Source organism: uncultured Sphingobacterium sp. (assembly GCF_964277905.1).
GTDB lineage: Bacteria > Bacteroidota > Bacteroidia > Sphingobacteriales > Sphingobacteriaceae > Sphingobacterium > Sphingobacterium siyangense.
Genome location: NZ_CAXYKD010000005.1, coordinates 86852 through 107551 on the forward strand (window position 1 = coordinate 86852; position 20700 = coordinate 107551).

The window sequence follows — 20700 nt, forward strand, 5'->3', positions numbered from 1 at the left end:
GTTTAGAAAGTTGCATTTAATGTAAGACCGTAATTACGCGTAGCAGGCATCATAAAGATATCCACACCGCTCAACGAATTGCCTGTTGACATCGTTACTTCCGGGTCAAAAGGCGCTTTTTTCGAAATGTAGAATAGGTTTCTTCCTACAGCATTTACACGCAGTTTTTTGAAAAAGCTATCTTTGATATTGAAGTCATAACCAAAGGTCAACTCACGAAGTCTCACGACTGTTCCGTCATAGATATATTGGCTGCTGACAGGACCTATACCCCCAGTTGATGTATACCATTTCTCAGCATCGACGACAGAAACAGGAGTTCCATTTGGTGTAACGCCGTTTACAGCAACACCACCATTTGCTCGCGCTGCTCCAGTTGCCTCAGATACGCCATAACCATCCATTACCGACTGTGTAATTGACATGACATCATAATTAAACTTGCCGTCAATCAAGAAACTTAAGTTGAAGTTTTTATAATTGAAACTATTGTTCCAGCCCATTTGCCAAATTGGGTTCGAATTTCCTAACTTGGTATAGGCGTTGGTTTTTTGCGGAATACCATCTTCAGAAATAATAATCCTTCCTTCACCATCGCGAACAAAATCTTGCCCGTAAATGTCACCAAAAGAACCGCCTACTTCAAGTTTGGAAGCAAAGTTGTTTTGATTTTCACCAGTTAGATTAAATTCAGGAACAGCATCAGCTAGTTTCTTTATTTTGTTTTTATTGTAGGTGAAGTTGACGCTTGTTGTCCATTTGAAATTGTCATTTCTAATAGCATCCAATGATACCAATGCTTCAACACCTTGGTTTTGGATATCGCCCGCATTAATCGCATATTGCTTGTTTAATGAAGCTTGGCTAGCAGCAACCTTGAAGAACTGATTCGTCGTGTTTGTTTTGTAATAGGTAACATCCACATTCAAACGGTTGTTCCACATACGCCATTCTGTACCGATCTCAAAAGATTTGGTCTTTTCAGGCTTTAATGTTTTTAAGAAAGCAATGTCATTAACTGTCAACACTGCGTATGGATTCACGGTGTTTGTTAATAAGCTGGTATAAGGAGGTAAGTCATTGCCCACTACCGCATATGAACCACGAACCTTGGCCATATTGACAAATTCAGGCAAGTTTAACTTGTCGTTCAATACGACGCCCAATCCCGCAGAAGGGTAAAAGAAAGATTTTGTTCCTGTGAATGCTAATGTGCTCGACCAGTCATTTCTCGCCGTCAGATCTAAATAGATCCAGTTGTCATAAGCTAAGTTGGCTGATGCAAATACCGATTGTAATTGTCTCCGATTAGCCGACAATGTAGAAGTCACGGGAGTTGTTGTGTTCTGAATAAAGAACTGATTTGGAATTTTTAATCCATCAATACCTGTATTAAAGTCTACACCTTCGGTTTTCCAGTCTGTGATACTTGTTCCGACCAATCCAGTAATCTGAAATTTATCGCTGACATTAAAGTTCATGTTGGCAACCACATCACCATATTGCTGTGTAATGGTCGTATTTGTGTAATTATAGTTACCATTTGTTTTTCCTAAAGGATTTGGTGTGCTCGCGTAGACTTTGCGGTCCCAAACCTCTGAAGTACGATCGACACTTCCTCTGGCTTGAATGCTGATCCATGGGGCAACCTTATATTTTGCGCTACCATTTAAAAGCAAGCGGTTTCGGGTTGATTGAGTAGGATTTCTATTGACGATCCACCATGGATTTTGTTGTGTTGTAGGGCTATCGCTTAGACTGAACCAGTTTTGTTCATTCAGATTACGACTTGTATTAAAGGTTTCGTAATTTTTGTAGTCTGCGATATTTAAGCTTCGAGGTAATAGATAGGTTCCAACCAATGGATTGTAATAAAAGCCCGAACTAGGCGCATTATCCAATTTTTGGGTAATGTAATTGGCACTACCTTCAACCGTTAACTTATTATCAAAAAATGAAGCACTCTCCTTAAGGTTGAAATTGTGACGCATCAGGTCATTTTCTGGAAGAATACCTTTTGCAAGCGTATTTGCATAAGAGAAGTACGTTTGATTTTTTTCGTTACCTCCAGACAATGTCAATGAATTGGTGAAGTTGCTACCTGTGCGGAAAAATTCACCTACATTATCATAGTTGGCGCCATTGGTTTTGTCGCCCCAGCTAAATACACTGGTGTTACTGTTTTTACCACCCGAACCTTGGCCATATTGGTTTTGGAATTTAGGTGTCGATACAGCTTGTTCGATCTGTGCACTTGACGAGAAGTTGATCGTTGTGCGGCCTTGTTTACCTGATTTTGTTGTCACCAAGATAACGCCGTTGGCTGCTTGGCTACCATATAATGCCGCAGCAGATGCTCCTTTTAATACAGAGATGTTTTCGATATCTTCTGGGTTGATCAATGAAATAGGATCGCCACCATCGCGCTGTCCACCGAAAACGTTGTCTGGCTGACTTGCCAATGTCTGGTTGTTGATCGGAACCCCATCGACCACGTAAAGTACCTGGTTGTTGCCAGAAGCCGACTTGTTACCACGCAAAATAACTTTTGCTGAACCACCTGGTCCAGAAGAGCTGGAAGCAATGTTAACACCGGCGACTTTACCGTTTAAATTATTCGCCAAGTTGGTGCTTTTAACTTTGTTTAATTCGTCACCACTGACCTGTTGTGTAGAGTATGTTAAGGATTTTTGTGCACGGCTAATACCCAAAGCAGTAACGACCACACTTTCCAGTTGTTGGGTTTGTTCTTCCAAACTCACCGTTACTGTCATTTCTCCAGGGCCCAACGTAACCGTTTTATTTTCGTAACCGACCGTACTGATGTTCAGTATGCGGTTTTTATCGTCTACATTGATCTGAAATGCACCTTTACCATCCGTAGAACTGGCGTTGGAAGTGCCCAATACTTTGATTGTGGCACCTGGAATAGGAGCTTTGGTTTTAGCGTCTACAACCGTTCCCTTTACCTGGTTGGTTTGCGCGTGCAATAAAGATGCTGAAAAAAGCATTGCTGGAACAATACCAAGCACCCTTAGTGTAGTGTATAATTTGTTATTCATATAGTATATGTGTTATATTCAGTTTTTTATATACATAATTTCATAACAGTCGATTTTTAACTAGAATGGGCTAATTCCATTTAGCAATTTGGTTAGAGTGGGAGATATTGAATATTTGAGGGGACAAAATAAGTGATTATTTGTAATAGTGTGTGTGCTATTCAATACCTAGTTATAGGAAGAAAGAGCGGTGTGATTTCCCTTAATAAAGATCTAATTTACTATAGTTGAGCAAAAATCAAAAATTTAATGAAACCAAAATGATACATATAAGGTGTTTTTTACTTTTAAAGCCTTGATAATTATTTTGTTATATGTTTTGTCATTTTTTTAAGTAGAGATCGCGGCATTGTCTTGCATCATCAGAAAGATGTAATCTGTTTAATTTCAGACAGTGTACTTGATTTAAGAGTTCGTTGAAAATAATAAATGATCTATTGTTTTGCATGCGTCTTCGATGTAGAAACAGTCTCCTTGATGTTTTTGATATTAAAAAGGATAATTGCAACAAGTATGATTGCGTAAGCGATATATTTTATTGGGGAAACGGGTTCTCGGAAATAGGTCGCAGCCAAAGTAAATGCGATCAGCGGATTAATATAAAGCAGAACGCCAGTCGTTGTTGATGAAATGCCTATGAGTGCATACATGCTCAGGAAAAGGGGGATAATCGTGAATAACGATGCGATAAGAACTATGGTACCCCAAAATAGGGGTTCTGCCGGAATTGCATGATGATTGTAGATCAGTTTGGGGATCACAAACAAGGCACATATACTGAGCTGGATCACCAATTGATTGAGTTTATCGAAACCCGTAGATACCCGTTGTACGATCAGATAAAAAGCGTAGCACGTGGCAATAGTTATAGCCCAGAGGACATCATGTAAGGAACCTTTTGCAAGGAGACAAACGCTGCCAAAAGCAATAAAAAGTGCTGTTTTTTGCCAGTTCGTTAGCTTCTCCTTGAGTATGAGATAGGCTCCCGCCGCAGTGATCAAGGGACAGGTCAGGTAGGCCAATGCCGCAGACTGAATGCTGATGTGGTTGACCGCATAGATATAGGTAAACCAGTTTCCAAAGATGAACGCCGACGCGAGTAGGGTAAGGCAGGTCTGGCGGAGCTTTCCCGCCCGAGGTAGAAGTTGGAACTTCCGAATATCAGCTTGCATGGTTTTTCTTCGAAACAGCAACAGGTATATCCAGAGGATCAGGAGCGCCGTTATTATTCTAAAATACAGAATATCCTCGGCCGGATAGCCGCGTATCCAGCGTACAGGGATAGACATAAATCCCCAAATAAATGGGGCCAAAAAAGCCGCGAAAAGATATTTTCCGCGGCTTGTTGTTTCGTTGCTATTTTCCACGGATTAATCTTTCCAGGCAATGACTGAAATTTCGACATTGACGTTCTTGGGAAGAGTTTTGACCGCAACACACTCGCGTGCAGGCTGCGCTTCTTTAAAATATTCCGCATATACTTCATTGACTAATGCAAAATTGCCCATATCACTTAAGAAAATCGAAGCTTTGACAACATCTTCAAAAGTATATCCCGCATGTGTCAGGATAGCTTCAACATTTTTTAGTACCTGGTGCGCTTCGTCTTTCACACCCGATGAAATTAATTCCATTGTTTCGGGAATCAATGGAATTTGTCCAGAGACATATAATGTATTACCGGCTTTGATAGCCTGGTTATAGGGGCCAATTGCAGCAGGAGCTTTGTCGGTATTTAAGATTTCTTTTTTTGACATGGATAACAGTGTTTAGGATGTAAAAAATATTTTGTAGATCAGGCCCAATAAAAAGACAATAATGGCCGTTGCATTAATAATATGCATAGCTTTTATGCTGCCATTTGAGGGGCGATCGGCGTTACGCTTTCTAAAAAAGTACATGGAACTAAGTTACAACAGTAAATTAGAAAGTGAAAATGAAAAGATCAAAAACTTTGAAGGAACTCTCGGTAGAGGATAAAACAAAATCTTGTACAAGTGGACGGATTTTTTTGAATTTTGGTAACTTGGTAATGAAATAGAATTTATATGAATAAGATAGCATTAATTGGAGGCAGAATATACACTGGTGAGTCGATTTTGGAACAAAAAGCATTGCTGATCAGTGAAGGTAAAATTGTAGCGATTGTCAGTGATCAGGAGGTGCCTGCAGATTATACCAGTTATCCAGTTAACGGGTCTACTGTTTGTGCTGGGCTGATTGACCTTCAATTGTATGGTGACGGATCGGACTTGTATTCCGCCGAGCGTAGTGTAGCCTCTTTGGAACGCATCGCCGAGGGTTTGGTCGGTAAAGGTACGACTTCTTTTATGATGACCCTGGCGACCAATACCATCCCTGTATTTAAGGATGCCATTCGGGTGGCAGAAGGCTTCCGGCATGATGCATTTTTAGGATTGCATTTGGAAGGTCCTTTCTTGAATTCTAAAAAACGGGGTGCTCATCCTGCGGAATTAATTATCGAGCCTACGAAGGAAAAGATTGACGATCTTTTGGCAGGAAATCAGGTTGTCAAGATGATGACCATAGCGCCTGAATGTATAGCGGACGATGTCTTAAAGTATTTGCAGAGTTATAATTTGCTGCTCAGTGCGGGGCATAGTGATGCTACTTTTGAGGAAGGTACCCATGGTTATGATTTGGGGATTCCAACAAGCACCCACCTGTTTAATGCAATGTCGCCTTTACATCATCGCGAAGTTGGGTTGGTCGGTGCAATTTTTAATCATCCTACTGCACAGGCAAGTATTATTGTCGACGGACATCATGTAAGCTTTGAAGCGGTAAAAATTGCAAAACGTCAAATGGGTGAGCGGCTGTTTATGATTACTGATGCTGTAGCCAGTTGCGATAAAGATATTTATCAGCATGTGTTGAACGATGGATATTATGCTTTGCCTGATGGTACCATTTCAGGAGCTGCGATCTCCTTGCTCGAAGGGGTGAAAAATGCTGTGCAAAAGGTAGGGATACCACATGATGAAGCGATCCGAATGGCTACGCTATATCCCGCAAATCTTTTAAATAGAGGCGATATCGGAAATCTCAATCATGGAAGTATGGCGAATGTTATTGTCTTTAATGATGACTTTAAGCTGGAGCAGGTGATCTTCAAAGGAGAGTTAAAGCGCTGATCCATTTCGGAGAAGATTGACCGACTGGCCGAGATTCACTAATATTATCCGTATCTTCGTTAGTTGTTTTTGAAAAAACACTATTCTATAGATTGATGAAACGTTCCCTATTATTTTTAGCGACAGCACTTTTTGTTTTATCTTCTTGTTCATCCAAGAAAAATAAGAAACAGGAGCCTGTCAATACCACAACTACAAATGTCGAAATTGTAAAAAAAGATCCGCCTTCGGTACCCAAGCGCGAACGGGTGAAAAATACAATTGAAACAAAAGAACAGCCAGTTGCAGAAAAGAAGAAGGAAATCGTTGTCGATCTTCCGGTGTTACCGCGCGAGTTTCGCGCAGCTTGGGTGGCCTCTGTTGCAAATATCAATTGGCCGAGCAAAAATAACCTGAGTACGGCCGAGCAGCAGCAGGAAGCGATCGGTATATTGGATTTTTTGAAAAATAATAATTTTAATGCTGTTGTTTTTCAGGTACGCCCATCAGCCGATGCTTTTTATAAAAGTGATCTTGAGCCCTGGTCGTACTTTTTGACCGGTACAGAGGGGCAAGCACCTTCTCCTTATTACGATCCGCTTGATTTTTGGGTGGAGCAGGCGCATAAAAGAGGGATTGAACTTCATGTTTGGTTGAACCCCTACCGTGCCCACCATACCGCTGGCGGTGCCGTTACTTCAGCCTCCATGGCGCGCAAAATGCCCGAGTCGGTTGTCAAATTGAAACAGGGCTATTATTGGTTTGATCCATCCAAAAAATCTACACAGGATCACGCCGCGCGCGTGGTTATGGATATTGTCAAACGTTATGATATCGATGGTGTGCATTTCGACGATTATTTCTATCCTTACGCGGAATATAATGGTGGCCAGGATTTTCCGGATTCGGAAAGTTACAATGAATACAAACGTAATGGTGGGGATCTATCGCGCGGAGACTTCCGTAGAAATAGTGTAAATACCTTTATCGAACGTATTTATAAGGATATTAAGAAAGAGAAGAATTTTGTGAAATTCGGTATCAGTCCCTTTGGTATCTGGAAACCCGGTTATCCGTCTGGAATTCAGGGGTCTAGCCAGTATGATATGCTTTATGCAGATGCTAAATTATGGTTGAACAAAGGCTGGATAGACTATTTTGCTCCGCAGTTGTATTGGCCTATACAGCCAGCCAAACAGAGTTATACGGCTTTGTTAAAATGGTGGGAAAGTGAAAATACATTGGGGCGCCACCTTTGGCCGGGCATCAATACGGTTGGTAGACGTGGTCCGGAATATGTTCAGGAAATTGTGAATCAAGTGGAGGCAGCACGTACACTATTGCCTGATAACCGGGAAGGTGTAATCCACTGGAGTTTGGCGGGACTGACCAAAAACCCGGCCATGACACAAGCTTTGGTGAATGGTCCTTATCAGGTGAAAGCATTGGTGCCAACAAGTCCTTGGCTGAATGCAAATCCTTTGTTGAAACCGACTTTGCTACTGACCCCTCAAGGGGGCAATATCTTTGCGAAATGGCAGCATCAGCAAATTGATCAGGTTTCAAAATGGGTACTATATCTCAACTACGGTGGGGTATGGCAATATGAGATTCTGGATCCGGGGGTTACAAGTAAGGACATTCCAACGACATTGAACAACAAAAAACTGCAGTATGTTGCGGTAAAAGCTGTTGACCGCCTGAGTAACGAAGGGCCTTATGTCGCTGAGAAGATAAAATAACGAGTTGTTGTATCATCAGCACTTAAAAAAGGGATATCTGAATTTTAGATATCCCTTTTTTGTTTTGAATTGTAATCTATGCAAGGTAAATTTATAGGTATGGAAGAAAGCTATAAAACGGTAAGCGACTCTGTGATTCGGATGTCACAGCTGATGTTGCCCTCGAATGCTAATTTTGGCGGTAAAATACACGGCGGTTATATTTTATCATTGATGGATCAGATCGCATTTGCTGTGGCGTCCAAATTTTCTGCACATTATTGTGTAACGGCCTCAGTTGGCAAAGTTGATTTTTTGAAGCCTATTGAGGTGGGAGAATTGGTGACATTGATCGCTTCTGTGAATTATGTAGGTAACTCTTCTATGGAAGTCGGTATTCGGGTCGAAGCCATGAATATTCAGACGGGAGAAGCCAAGCATTGTAATTCATCCTATTTTACGATGGTGGCAAAAGATGAAACAGGCAAGCCTGCCCGGGTGCCAAGGTTAATATTGGAGACCGAAAAAGATGTATTTCGTTTCTACCGCTGCGTGGTGAAGATGGAGGTCGACAAAGAAAGAGATCGTGCTATCCACGACCTGGAAACGGACTCTGCCGAACAGCAAGCTTATATCACGGCGCATTTTGATGTGAAGATCAGTCTGAGCTCTTAAGTATTCATCCCTTTCTTACCATTCAAATGTCCCTAGATATTTACTGTCTGTGCATTCATCGCTTCCGTCTGTTTTGTAGAAAAATACATAGACATGATAGTTGCCGATGGTTTGCTGTGGGATTAGGGTGGCTGTCTGTGTTTTATGCGTCAGGGGATTCATGCTTTCATTTGTGAAAGCGCACTCATCGGGATTGTATAGCAGCAAACGGCAATTACTTGAGCTAATGTCGTATTGCGATGCAGTATTTGCGTCATATTCCCAGGTGATTGTAAATGTTCCTGTCTCTTTATCTACTTGAAAGGTATAGGTGGAAATGGGATTGGGGACCCCTTTACTCACGCGAAAGTTTTCATAATTGATGGTATAGCCAGTTGCGGTTTTTTCCGTCGCATGATTGAGATTATAGGACATGGCGTTACTATAGGCCTTTTTATCGGGGTTATAGTTTTTAAATCCGATCCTTAATAAGCCTAGCATTGGAGAGATGAATTTCTGGATGAGGGAAAAACGCGACCTTGATTGAATTTGATCTGCAGAAGGTTTTTTTCTGGTTTTCTTTGGTAGACTCCTTGCATAGGTTGTATTTCCATTGGTAACAAACACTACTGATCCTGCTTTGCCCGAAAGCGTGCCATTGGCACCGTTTTTAATGACTGCCATAATATTAAGTTAATTGCTATTGATTTTTCTTTAAGTTACAAAATAAATAGATATCGGTCAAAATTAAGTTCGGCCTTTTCTCGGAATTATAACGGAGCTTAAACGGAATTTAGTCGGACTTTATTCGCTTGCAACCGAAGAAGCACCGAAGGAGTACCGAACAAGTACCGAAGAAGCACCGAGCAATCTCCGAATATAATAACTATCAAGTAACTTAAAATGTTGGTATATGCCGAGCATTTCCTTGCATAAGCACGCTGTTGTGTGTTGGATGATGCATGCTATTGGTGGTTTTGTTGTGCTAATGTTTGTTTTTTGCTGTCGAATGCGGTGAAAAGGTCGTGCTAAATGCTTTTATAAGATGTTTTGGTTTTTATTTTGCTGTGCTGTGCGTTTTTGCATCTGTTTTCAGGTGGATTGATGGCTTTTTTGTTGTCATATTGTGCGTTAATGTGTTTATTGTTATTTCTTTTTCAAATAATTACGCATAAGCTTGCAAAAATAGGAAGCTTTTCATACTATTGTGTAGTAATTGATATAAACCTGGGGTTGGAACCGCCCGTTATGGAAAATTATTAACAACTAACTAAAAACCATGAATAAAAAATTTCTCTTATTCTGTTCAGGGGTGATGCTGTCAACCAGTTTATGGGCACAGACCAAAACTGTAACGGGTAAAGTGACGAATGCCTCTGATGGTGGTACAATGCCTAATGTAACCGTGAGCATCAAAGGTAAATCCGTCAGTACACAAACCAAGCCCGATGGAAGTTTTACCATCAATGCAGAGCCAGGTGATATTTTGATTTTTAGAGCCGTGGGTTCTCAGGAAAGACAACAATTAGTCGGGACAAATGCAACGATCAATGTTGCGCTTTCTGGCAGTGAGGAGGCGCTTGAAGAGGTGGTTGTGACGGCAATGGGAATTAAGAAGGAAAAAAAAGCACTCGGTTATGCCGTTCAGGATATTAAATCGGATGAGTTGATGAAGAATAAGACCGCCAATGTGGTCAATTCATTGGCCGGTAAGATTGCTGGGGTAAACGTAACACAATCTTCTGGAGCAGCAGGTGCAGGTGCGCAGATTATCCTTCGGGGCGGTACCTCACTTGAGCGGGATAACCAGCCCTTATTTGTTGTCGACGGTATTATCTACGATAATTCAACGCCCATTGGAGGAAATAGTGGATTTGATGGAATGCAGGCTACGTCAACTTCCAATAGTAACCGTGTCATGGATATTAATCCGGAAGATATTGAAAATGTTTCCGTGTTAAAAGGCCCTGCAGCAGCGGCGTTATATGGATCACGTGCAGCAGCTGGAGCGGTTGTTATTACGACGAAACGTGGTAGTGAAGGGCGTGTGGAAATAGGCTTTTCGAGTCGTTTTTCTGCAAGCTGGGCTAATCGTTTGCCTGAACAACAAGGTAAGTACAAGCGTGGATACTATAACAGTGCTGGGACTTTAGATAACTATACAACGCAATCTTGGGGAGAGGCTTTCAATTCAGGTGAAAAAGTTTATGATAATGTTGGGGACTTTTTTCGGACGGCTACCGTTTTTGATAATACAGTCAACATGACCGGTGGTAATAAGAATGGGTCTTTTTATTTGTCAGGATCTCGTTTTGATCAACAAGGTATTATCCCGGAAACGGGTTATGGAAAAACAGCTTTTCGCTTTAATGGTGATCAAAAATTTGGAAAATTAAGTGTAGGGGCCAATGTGGCCTATACTTTAGCCAATACCGACAAGACTTTAACTTCGGCGGGGCTGTATGGTTCTGGGGGAGCTGGAGCAATTTCTTCGGTCTACGGCTGGTCGAGGAGTGATGATATGAAGAAATATCTGAATGATGATGGAACTAAATATCGGATGTTCGAAGGTTTGCAGGAACTTCAGGATGATGTTGAAAACCCATATTGGACGATCAATAAAAATAAACTAACCGATAATACAGAAAGGATTACAGGAAGTATTAATGCCAATATGAATATTTTTGATTGGTGGAATGTATCTTATCGTGTTGGGATGGATAGTTATTTAACTAAAAACTCTACATTAATTGCCGAAAACGGAGCTGTTAAACAACTTTGGCAAAACGGTATGATGTCTGAGAATGATTTGAAATTCAACTATTGGTCTTCTAATTTAATGTCTAACTTTAATAAGAAAATAGGTGATTTTGATTTAGGGGCCATGGTCGGTTATTTTGCTGAAGAGACCAAGGTGAATACAAATAGAAGGATGGGGTATGATTTTGTCGTTAATAACTTCTATAGTTTTGGAAATATTGATAAAGCAAATAAGCTTTTTGATGAAGTTACCTCCAAGAAGAGGTTATATGGCCTATATGGTGAATTACGGGCTTCCTATAAAAATTTCCTTTTCTTAAATGTAACCGGTCGAAATGACTGGACATCCACGCTCCCGGTTGCAAATCAGTCCTATTTTTATCCTTCTGTGGGAGGAAGTTTTGTTTTTACGGAGTTGTTGAAAGATAAAGGGCTAGATTGGCTGAGCTTTGGTAAGTTGCGCGCTTCTTGGGCCCGTGTAGGTAAGGACGCTACACCATATGCTACAAATACTTATCTGTGGACACCTAGGGAATCTTTAGGTGGAATTATTGGAACAGGAAATAGCTGGACAAAAGGGAATCCAAATCTTAAACCAGAAACTACGGGATCTTTTGAAGTTGGGGCTGAACTACGTTTCTTAAACGGTCGATTGGGCGTAGATTACGCGTATTATACCAATAATTCGTATAATCAGATCCTTTCACCACGTTTAGGACAGTCTGTGGGCTATATTTTTGTCTCGGTCAATGCGGGCGATATTTACAACAAAGGTATGGAGCTCTCATTAACGGGTAAACCTATAAAAAGAGAAAATTTTGAATGGGATGTTACCTTAAATATGTCTCGGAATAAGGGGACAGTAGATAACCTGATTTCTGGCGTGGACATTCTTTATGTAACGGATGTGCAAGTTGGTAATGCTAAGGCTGCGTCATTCAATGGTGGAAGCTTTATGGGTATTTCTGGATCAAAATATGCGCGTACTCCGGATGGTAAGTTGATCCTTGATGCCAATACGGGAATGCCAACTAGTGATAATGCGACGACGTATAATATCGGTAATCGGGAGCCGAAATTAATTGGCGGTTTAAATAATAGTTTGACCTACAAAAATTTCAACCTCTCATTTTTGTTGGACTATCGTATTGGCGGTGATATTTATAACGGAACAGATTATGCGATGACACTTAATGGATTGAGCATGCGTACATTGGAGCGTGATGAATTGACATTGTCTGGTGTTGTGAATACTGGGACAGCTGCAGCTCCAGTTTATGAGGATAAAACATTTACATTCAATGCAAATGAATCTTATCTGGTGAGTGGGGCGCAAACAAGTGGTAAAAAGATCATTCAAGACTATTGGGGGGTACATTATATAAAAGAAAGTGCCAATTTTATGACGAAAACCAATTGGCTGAGATTACGCACTGTTTCCGTTTCTTATGATTTCGGAAATTCTTTGCTTAAAAAATCTAATGTTTCCAAAGTTATTAAAGGGTTGACCGCGACGCTGACAGGTACGAATTTATGGCTTTTGACTAATTATAAAGGATTGGATCCAGAAGCTAGTGCAGCAGGATCGGGAGTGACAGGTTCGAGTTCTGTTGGTATTGATTATAATGGAGTGCCAAGCACTGCAGGTGTAACTTTTGGTGTTAATTTAAAATTCTAAGCACATTATGAAAAAATCAAAATATTTATTGGCTTTGTTGATAGGGGTGGCTAGTCTTTCTTCCTGTAGCAAGGGTTGGTTGGATATCAATGTGGATCCCAATACACCTTCTAGTACGGTAGCATCGGTTGATAGTCGATTGGCATGGATTCAGCATTATTATTTATATGCGCAAGGTACTGCTGGGGCGCGTGCGGGTTATGTGACACAACAGTTGAGTTTTACGAATGGTACCGCTTCCAACAGTATGATTGCTGGTTGGAACCCCATTGCAGGGATGTCGACGACACCTTATCAGTTCTTTTTTGTGGGAGCAGGGGCCAATTTCTCTGATTTAGAGGTAAAAGCCAAAGCTGAAAATGCCTATCATTATATTGGTGCGATGAAGGCAATTCGTGCCATGGGTTTTATGCTGATGACAGATTGGTATGGGGAAATGCCTTATACAGAAGCATTGGGAGATGTTATCACCCCCAAATTTGATGATGGAAAAACTATTTTTGAAGGTTGCCTAAAGGAAATTGATGAAGCTATTGCTTATCTCAAGATGGAGCAACCTGCCACAGCGACGGCTTTGTCTGCGGGAGATAGCTGGAACGGTGGGGATGTTTCGAAATGGATAAAGATGTGTTATGGAGTAAAAGCGCGCTGGTTAAATAACTTATCGAAAAAATCAAGTTTGTACAAGCCTGATGATATTTTGGCTGCATTAAATAATGCGCCACTATCTATTAATGAAAGTACAATTGTAAATCATGTTGACGTACAGGGGGATAATCTTGGCGATATTTTGTTTGCAGATCCAGTTAAGACTTCCATTGTTTATGATAATGTGGGGATGAATTCCAATATTTTGGTGACCAAATGGTATGAGAATTTATTGACCAATTTTGATAACAAAAATGTCGAAGATCCGAGGGCAGATAAGTTGATTCCGTGGGCGGAATATGGTATTCCGAAGAAAATGGTACGTTCTAAAGGGGTTGATATGCAGTCTGATATCCGTATGAAATCTGGTCCTATTGTGGCTTCATATAACGCTAAAGATGTTGCTATTGAAAGTAATAATCGTTCGGTGGCTCCGCATAGTTGGTATATCAATTCAGCGAACACTGCCCGCTGGGGTGACACCGTATATGTTTCGTTTAGGAGTACCTCGAATGCAAAGGCCGAGAAAACACCGGATATTTATAAATGGGACGACGGTGTTGTTGCTGCAAGTGGAACTTTTTATTCGCGACCCGATGCACCGACTCATCTCTTAACATCTGTTGAAATGAATTTTATTAAGGCGGAGGTGTTATTTAAAAAAGGTGATAAGGCAGGTGCTTTTGCTGCTTATAAAACTGCTATACAAGGGCATATTGACTTAATGAATCTTAAGTTGGCTACTTATGGCAACGTCAATCAGAGCAAATCTCCAATGGCTCAAAGTAAAATTGATGAATTTATCAATAAAGGTATTGGAACTGCTGCAGATATTACACTGCCGAAAATTATGACACAAAAGTTTATAGCGATGTCTTTTACGCAACAGAACTGGAATGATATGCGGCGTTATGATTTTAGTGCTAATGTATATCCTGGCTGGAGCGTTCCCCATGAGTACACGGTTACAGCGGCCGCGAAAACTAAAATACCCGATGGTAAACAATTTAGACGTGTTAGACAAGTGTCGCATGAGATCAACTACAATGCGCAAAGCCTAATGGCATCACATCCTAATGCTTTAAGTGATGATATTTGGTCTTATCCAGTATGGTGGGATATTGCCGAATAATATAAAATATGTATTGTACAAAGCCGTTTTTTAACGGCTTTGTTTTTGTAATTTTAACGTATGAAATTCACTAATTATTTAACGACAGCTGTTGCGTTGCTGTTGGCATCTGTAGGATTTGCACAATCACCCAAGATTGTTCAAAAACCGATTACTTGGAATCAAGAACGTATTCAGCTGTCTTTGGATTATTTGAAAAATCGGCATGGTCTGACGCAGTCAACACCGATTATCCATCCTAAAATGGTGGTGGTACATTGGACGGCCAATAACAGTGTAAAGGCAACTTTTAACACCTTTAATCCCGTACGGCTTCCGGGGCGTCCGGAACTGACCAAGGCCAGTCCATTGAACGTCTCTTCGCAATTTGTCATTGATCGGGATGGGACTATTTACCAGTTTCTGCCGGATTCTATTTTTGCGCGGCATACGATAGGTCTCAATTATTGCGCGATCGGTATTGAGAATATAGGTAGCCGTCAGAACCCATTGACCGATGCGCAACTAAAAGCCAATGAAGAACTGATCCGCTATCTCAGTAAAAAATACCCCATTGAATTTGTATTGGGTCACCATGAGTACCAACGTTTTAAGAAAACAAGCTGGTGGAAAGAAACTGATCCCAATTATATCACGGGTAAAGATGATCCGGGAGATAAATTTATGAATGAATTGAGATCCGAATTAAGCGATTTAAAATTGAAGAGACTACCTTAGTCTCTTTTTTTGTTCTCCTGCTCTTCCCATAGTTTTTCCTGAAACAACTATGAAGACTCTGTACAGCGTATGCAGGTCTCTTCTGTCCAATAATTTCTAGAAATTACCTTAAGCGAAATTATGTGTGTTCAAAATAGTGCGTATTGTTCGCTTATTTGCTTTTTATTGCGTTTTATCTTACTTGTGTTATAAATTACTATGATTGCGCTTTTATTCGATATATTGAATGAAAGATCTACTATTCTATTTTTGTAATATTCTGAATGTCTTGTTTTTTTGCCTTATTATTCGTTTTTATGATGGATGTGATTTGATTTGTGTTCTAAAAATAAAAATTATGTCTTGTTTTATGCATTTTTATGCTATATTAGATCTGAAAAGAAGTACAAACCGATATTTATACCTAAAATTAACGCATGCTTATGAACGAATAATATGCATTTTTTGCGTTTTGTTACCGTACTAGGTACGGAGCATCCTATTTTAAAACTAAACTAATCTTATTAATTAAAATTTAAAATTATGAAAAGGAGTTTGCTCATTTTTTGGGGTTTACTGTGTTTTTGTTGTGTTGCTCTGGCACAAAAAAATATTACCGGTAAAGTGACTAATGCGAGTGGATCCGGTTTGGCGGGAGTGACCGTGCGGGAGAGTGGAAAAGGAGCGCAGGCAGCAACAAATAGTCAAGGTAACTACAAGATAACAATTCCTGAAGGTGCTTCTTTGATATTCCGATATGTGGGGTATCAGTCGGAGGAAGTTGCCGTAAATGGTCGGTCGGTCGTCAATGTGGTTCTGAAAGAAAATACGGCGTCATTAGACGAAGTGATAGTAACGGCAATGGGAATCGAGCGTTCCAAAAAATCGCTAGGTTATTCTACGCCGAAAGTAAGCGGGGATGATGTGTCAGATACGCAACGGGAAGGTTTTTTTCAAGGCTTGCAAGGGCGTGTGCCAGGTTTATCCATTAACAGTACTTCGGGTATGCCTGGTGCTTCGGCGCAAATTGTGCTTCGGGGTTTTGCCTCTATCTCTGGGGATAATAATGCATTGATTGTTGTCGATGGAGTGCCAATTAATAATTCGACAGTCAATGAAAATGATTTAGCAATGAATGGAGCCAACCGGGATTTGGATTATTCCAATCGGGCACTGGATATTAATCCTTCGGATATTGAAACGTATATAGTGATGAAGGGGCCGGAGGCGACGGCATTGTATGGTAGTTCAGGTGCTGGTGGAGCGATAATTATTACAACAAAGAAGGCCAAGAGTGGTAAATTCGGAGTTGATTATAGCTATTCAGGAAGAATGGAGTTTGTCAATAAATTTCCCGAGCGGCAGTATACCTACATGCAGGGACTCAATGGCAATTATGATGGGACATCTTCCTATGCATTGGGTCCGAAATATAAGGATGACATGCTTTTGCATAAGGATAATGTTAAAAATTTCTTTCGTCACGGATATAATCAAAAGCATAATTTAACCTTTAATGGCGGCAATGAAAATCTAAGTTATCGCTGGTCAAACGAATACAATGATAACACGGGTATTGTTCCAAATACGCGTTATACACGTTTCTCTTCTCGATTAAATTCCACTGCAAAATTTTCAAATAAATTTGAGCTCAATACGTCCTTTAATTTTATCTTTTCGGATAATGATAAGGCGAGAAAGGGGGCTACAGGTTATTTGATGACACTGATGCGCTTTAATCCCCTTTATGATGTTCGGAATTGGATAGATGAAAAGGGTAATCGCGTATTAAATACCAAGGATATTTACAATGAGCTGGATAATCCTTTTTGGGATGTGTATCGGAATATTGCCAATGATAAAACGAACCGTACGATGGCTTCCTCAAATTTTACCTATAAGCCATTGTCCTGGCTTCGATTTGAAGGTGTTGTCGGGATTGATTATTCCACTACAAAAGGTGAAAGCGTCTATCATCCACAATCATATTCTGGTTCGGGTTCTTCCTCTTCTCCCACAGGGGGTAAGTATAGTTCTTATCAGAATAATATGCGGATTTTGTATGGTAATGCCCGTTTTTCGGCCAATAAAACTTTTGGAGATTATTCAATTAATGCATTTCTGGGGGGCGAGATTCGTGATCAAAACTCGATTACCGATTCGCAGTACGGAACAAATTTCTTTGATCCAAATTTCTACAGCATCAATAATACCTATGCTTCGACACGTTTGGCAAAAAATGTCATCAACAACTACCGTTCTATTGGATTCTTCGGACAGGCTGTATTAGGGTACAAAACCTTGCTATATCTGACGCTGTCGGGCCGTTTGGACGGAACGTCGCGTTTGATGCCAAATGATCCTTATTTTTCTTATCCTTCAGGGTCCTTGGCCTTTAATTTTACGGATTTAAATCCAATTAAGGCAGTCTCGGATGTGATCTCAGATGGTAAAATTAGGTTTTCGGCAGGTAAAACGGGTAAAGGGCCGCTTAGATCCTATTTTATCAAATCAAATTATGAACCTCAATATTCAACCGGTGGTGGTTATGCTTATGGTTTTAATGGAGGAAATGATAAGTTGGTTGCTGAAATGACAAAAGAATTTGAGGCAGGTTTGGAATTTTCCTTGTTTAAAAAGTTTGTCTCTTTTGATTTTAGTTATTTCTCCAGGCTGAGTGATGGACAGATTATTTTGCCCCGACTGAGTTATGGTTCTGGCTTTGTTTTGAAAATGATGAACGGGGGTAAAGTGAAAAATGTGGGTACGGAGGTTCAGGCTATATTCAATCCGATTGTCAAGAAGAATTTCAACTGGAACTTGGTCTTCAATTTTACCCAATATAAAGGCCGTGTGTTGTCGTTGGCTGAAGACTTGCCCGAATTGTACGATTCCGATACCTGGTTGCTGAGCGGTGTGCGTTCTGCGGTATTGCCAGGTTACAGTATGGGGGCGCTTTCCGGAACGCAGTTTATGCGAAATACAAATGGTGACGTACTGATCGATCCGGCAACGGGTTTGCCGGTCGCTGGTACAGATCGCTATTACCCGATTGCTGACCGTCTACCTAAGTTTACATTGGGCATCGTTAATAAATTCAATTACAAAGATTGGTATCTGACATTTTTGTGGGACTGGCGTAAAGGCGGAGATGTGTTAAACGGATTGGATTACAATATGTATACGCTCGGTATGTCGACGAAAACGCTAAATAGAGAAGATCCACGGGTGATAAGGGGTGTTTTGAAAGATGGATTGGAGAATTCGGAAAATCCAACGATCAACCATATTGCGGTAACACCATATACTTCCTCCGCGTATTATTTTACCAATATCGAGCCGGGTATGTTTGTGGAACGGGATATCTACACAATGAGACTGCGTGATATTACTTTAAGTTATCGGTTGCCGAAAAGACTGACGCGGTTCTTGGGTGAAAGGTCTTCACTAAAAGCGTTTTTTACAGCTACTGATCTCATTATGTTTACAAACTATACAGGATTGGATCCAGAAAGTAATTCGAATACAACTGGTATTGGAGGTATTGGGGGGTATGGGATAGACTTTGGCAATATGGCTAGACCGAAAGGGTTCAACGTTGGCGTTAACTTACAATTATAAGATTATGAAAGCAAAAATAGTCACAGCTTTGTTGTTATTGACTTTGATAATGACAGGTTGTAAAAAATTTATGGATATCAATGATAATCCGTCGTATCCACAGGATGTTAGGGCTGAGATTTTGTTGGCTCCGATTATATTTCATATGGCAAATGGTTATGCGCAGGATCAGACCATTATGAATAAGTTTAATCAATCTATTATGGGGGCTTCTGCAGATGATGCTTCAAAAATTTGGGAAAGGCATGGATTTAGGCTTCAGAGTGATGTTGGTGGCGTGATGTGGCGGATGGTCTATTTTAACCATGGTCGAAACCTGGCAAACATGATCCGGGATGCGGTGGAAAATGAGAAATATGAGTATGCTGCAATAGGTTATGCTGTTAAGGCTTGGGGATACCAAATGCTTACGGATTATCATGGTCCAGTTATTATGAAAGAGGCCCTGCGCGATCAGCTTAGCTTTACGTATGACGATCAAAAAGACGTTTATGCGCAAGTTAGAGTTTGGTGCGATTCTGCCTTATATTATATGGATCAAAAAAGTCCGCTTGATTATAGCGCTAATTTGAGCTCGGAAAAAGGAGATAACCTTTTTCGTGGTGATATGGGAAAGTGGCGCAAATTTGTTTATGGTATTCGGGCGCTTCAGTATATACATTTGGTTAATAAGCCTGATTTTAAGTCGAAATATGCGGATTCAGTCATCTATTACGTTGATCAATCGTTGGCATCGAATGATGACGATGCAAGCGTTAAGTTTTCGGGAGATAAGGCGGAAACCTCGAGTGTGGTGGGACCGCTGTATGGAGTTTATACGAGTACGTACTATAGCCGTGCCGGTCAGCCTATTGTGAGTTACTTATCTGGAGGACTTCGAGGGACAGTAACGGCACCTTCACGTGTTGCAAGTGATCCGCGTCTTTTAAAAATGATCAATAGGAACTTGGACAATGTGGCTGATACGGTGTTTTCCGGTGCTCTGCCGAACGTAACCAATTCGGCCACAATTATCCCTTCGATTCTCGGGAAAATTGTGGGTGGAGTGTATGAAGGGAAATTCATCTTTAGGGATAAAGCTGATTTTCCGCTGATGACTTATGCGCAATTGCAGTTGATTAAGGCGGAGGCGCTTTTCATCAAGGGGGCGTCGTCTGAGGCTTATCAAGCCTATCTTAATGCGATTCGTTCGCATATGACTTTCGTGAATAAGTATATCAATACAAATGGTGAAACCGCAATTACAGAGACCCAGATTAAGGCTTACCTGACGAGCAGTGAAATTCCACAGACTCCTGCTGACTTAATGCTTTCGGATATTATGGGACAAAAGTATATTGTCCAATGGGGCTGGGGAGGATTGGAGCAGTGGTGTGATCTACGTAAGTATAACTATGATACTAGTATTTTTAAGCAGTATCAGCCACTCAGCGGTTCGGGCTTGCAATATCAGGCTTACTGTTATCGGGTTCGTCCCCGTTATAATTCGGAGTATGCCTGGAATGCAAAAGAATTGGATAAGTGGGGGGCTTTGGATCCGTATTATGTCACCAAGCCGACCTGGTTTGTAACAAAAGATAATTAATCCTTTAAA

13 protein-coding genes are annotated in these 20700 nt (G+C 40.7%); 8 read left to right on the forward strand and 5 right to left on the reverse strand.

Going from position 1 to position 20700, the window contains the following annotated elements:
* Positions 1–2 precede the first annotated feature (2 nt).
* The 4 genes from ACHWSC_RS03905 to ACHWSC_RS03920 form a co-directional block, all read right to left on the reverse strand.
* Positions 3–3062 (reverse strand): SusC/RagA family TonB-linked outer membrane protein, encoded by a 3060-nt coding sequence (locus ACHWSC_RS03905; protein ID WP_394675845.1) that lies wholly within the window; start codon positions 3060–3062, stop codon positions 3–5.
* 434 nt (positions 3063–3496) lie between these two features.
* Positions 3497–4429, reverse strand: a complete 933-nt coding sequence (locus ACHWSC_RS03910; RefSeq protein WP_394675846.1) for an EamA family transporter — start codon at positions 4427–4429, stop codon at positions 3497–3499.
* Between the two features lie 3 nt (positions 4430–4432).
* Positions 4433–4819 carry a RidA family protein gene (locus tag ACHWSC_RS03915; protein ID WP_075994494.1) on the reverse strand — a complete coding sequence of 129 codons (387 nt, stop codon included), beginning with the start codon at positions 4817–4819 and terminating at the stop codon, positions 4433–4435.
* A gap of 12 nt (positions 4820–4831) precedes the next feature.
* A complete protein-coding gene (locus tag ACHWSC_RS03920) occupies positions 4832–4963 on the reverse strand; it encodes a DUF6728 family protein (protein ID WP_338112831.1) in 132 nt (43 codons plus the stop codon).
* A 147-nt stretch (positions 4964–5110) separates the two neighbouring features.
* Between ACHWSC_RS03920 and nagA the strand changes: the two genes are divergently transcribed.
* From nagA to ACHWSC_RS03935, 3 genes are all read left to right on the forward strand, one after another.
* Positions 5111–6217: an N-acetylglucosamine-6-phosphate deacetylase gene (nagA, locus tag ACHWSC_RS03925; protein WP_394675847.1), complete on the forward strand. Its 1107-nt coding sequence runs from the start codon at positions 5111–5113 to the stop codon at positions 6215–6217.
* A 95-nt stretch (positions 6218–6312) separates the two neighbouring features.
* The gene (locus ACHWSC_RS03930; RefSeq protein WP_394675848.1) at positions 6313–7938 is read left to right on the forward strand and encodes a glycoside hydrolase family 10 protein; all 1626 of its coding nucleotides are present in this window, start codon (positions 6313–6315) and stop codon (positions 7936–7938) included.
* A gap of 78 nt (positions 7939–8016) precedes the next feature.
* Positions 8017–8592: an acyl-CoA thioesterase gene (locus ACHWSC_RS03935; protein WP_394675849.1), complete on the forward strand. Its 576-nt coding sequence runs from the start codon at positions 8017–8019 to the stop codon at positions 8590–8592.
* A gap of 15 nt (positions 8593–8607) precedes the next feature.
* Here the strand turns inward: ACHWSC_RS03935 and ACHWSC_RS03940 are convergent, their stop codons facing one another.
* A complete protein-coding gene (locus tag ACHWSC_RS03940) occupies positions 8608–9255 on the reverse strand; it encodes a DUF6266 family protein (protein WP_394675850.1) in 648 nt (215 codons plus the stop codon).
* 595 nt (positions 9256–9850) lie between these two features.
* On the opposite strand from ACHWSC_RS03940, the gene ACHWSC_RS03945 reads away from it, so the two are divergent.
* The 5 genes from ACHWSC_RS03945 to ACHWSC_RS03965 all read left to right on the forward strand — a co-directional run bounded on the left by ACHWSC_RS03945 (position 9851) and on the right by ACHWSC_RS03965 (position 20691).
* On the forward strand, positions 9851–13009 hold the full coding sequence (locus ACHWSC_RS03945; RefSeq protein WP_394675851.1) for a SusC/RagA family TonB-linked outer membrane protein: 3159 nt from the start codon (positions 9851–9853) through the stop codon (positions 13007–13009).
* Between the two features lie 7 nt (positions 13010–13016).
* The gene (locus ACHWSC_RS03950) at positions 13017–14789 is read left to right on the forward strand and encodes a SusD/RagB family nutrient-binding outer membrane lipoprotein (protein ID WP_394675852.1); all 1773 of its coding nucleotides are present in this window, start codon (positions 13017–13019) and stop codon (positions 14787–14789) included.
* Between the two features lie 60 nt (positions 14790–14849).
* Positions 14850–15506, forward strand: a complete 657-nt coding sequence (locus ACHWSC_RS03955) for an N-acetylmuramoyl-L-alanine amidase (RefSeq protein WP_394675853.1) — start codon at positions 14850–14852, stop codon at positions 15504–15506.
* Between the two features lie 522 nt (positions 15507–16028).
* Entirely contained in the window at positions 16029–19106 is a 3078-nt protein-coding gene (locus tag ACHWSC_RS03960; RefSeq protein WP_394675854.1) for a SusC/RagA family TonB-linked outer membrane protein, read from the forward strand.
* A 4-nt stretch (positions 19107–19110) separates the two neighbouring features.
* A complete protein-coding gene (locus ACHWSC_RS03965; protein ID WP_394675855.1) occupies positions 19111–20691 on the forward strand; it encodes a SusD/RagB family nutrient-binding outer membrane lipoprotein in 1581 nt (526 codons plus the stop codon).
* Positions 20692–20700: the final 9 nt, after the last annotated feature.

Excerpts from the sequence above, each read along its gene's own strand:
- ACHWSC_RS03940 (WP_394675850.1), bottom strand. The coding sequence starts at position 9,255 with ATGGCAGTCATTAAAAACGGTGCCAATGGCACGCTTTCGGGCAAAGCA.
- ACHWSC_RS03930 (WP_394675848.1), top strand. The coding sequence starts at position 6,313 with ATGAAACGTTCCCTATTATTTTTAGCGACAGCACTTTTTGTTTTATCT.
- ACHWSC_RS03915 (WP_075994494.1), bottom strand. The coding sequence starts at position 4,819 with ATGTCAAAAAAAGAAATCTTAAATACCGACAAAGCTCCTGCTGCAATT.
- ACHWSC_RS03955 (WP_394675853.1), top strand. The coding sequence starts at position 14,850 with ATGAAATTCACTAATTATTTAACGACAGCTGTTGCGTTGCTGTTGGCA.
- ACHWSC_RS03935 (WP_394675849.1), top strand. The coding sequence starts at position 8,017 with ATGCAAGGTAAATTTATAGGTATGGAAGAAAGCTATAAAACGGTAAGC.
- ACHWSC_RS03965 (WP_394675855.1), top strand. The coding sequence starts at position 19,111 with ATGAAAGCAAAAATAGTCACAGCTTTGTTGTTATTGACTTTGATAATG.
- ACHWSC_RS03905 (WP_394675845.1), bottom strand. The coding sequence starts at position 3,062 with ATGAATAACAAATTATACACTACACTAAGGGTGCTTGGTATTGTTCCA.
- ACHWSC_RS03920 (WP_338112831.1), bottom strand. The coding sequence starts at position 4,963 with ATGTACTTTTTTAGAAAGCGTAACGCCGATCGCCCCTCAAATGGCAGC.
- ACHWSC_RS03950 (WP_394675852.1), top strand. The coding sequence starts at position 13,017 with ATGAAAAAATCAAAATATTTATTGGCTTTGTTGATAGGGGTGGCTAGT.
- ACHWSC_RS03960 (WP_394675854.1), top strand. The coding sequence starts at position 16,029 with ATGAAAAGGAGTTTGCTCATTTTTTGGGGTTTACTGTGTTTTTGTTGT.
- ACHWSC_RS03945 (WP_394675851.1), top strand. The coding sequence starts at position 9,851 with ATGAATAAAAAATTTCTCTTATTCTGTTCAGGGGTGATGCTGTCAACC.
- nagA (WP_394675847.1), top strand. The coding sequence starts at position 5,111 with ATGAATAAGATAGCATTAATTGGAGGCAGAATATACACTGGTGAGTCG.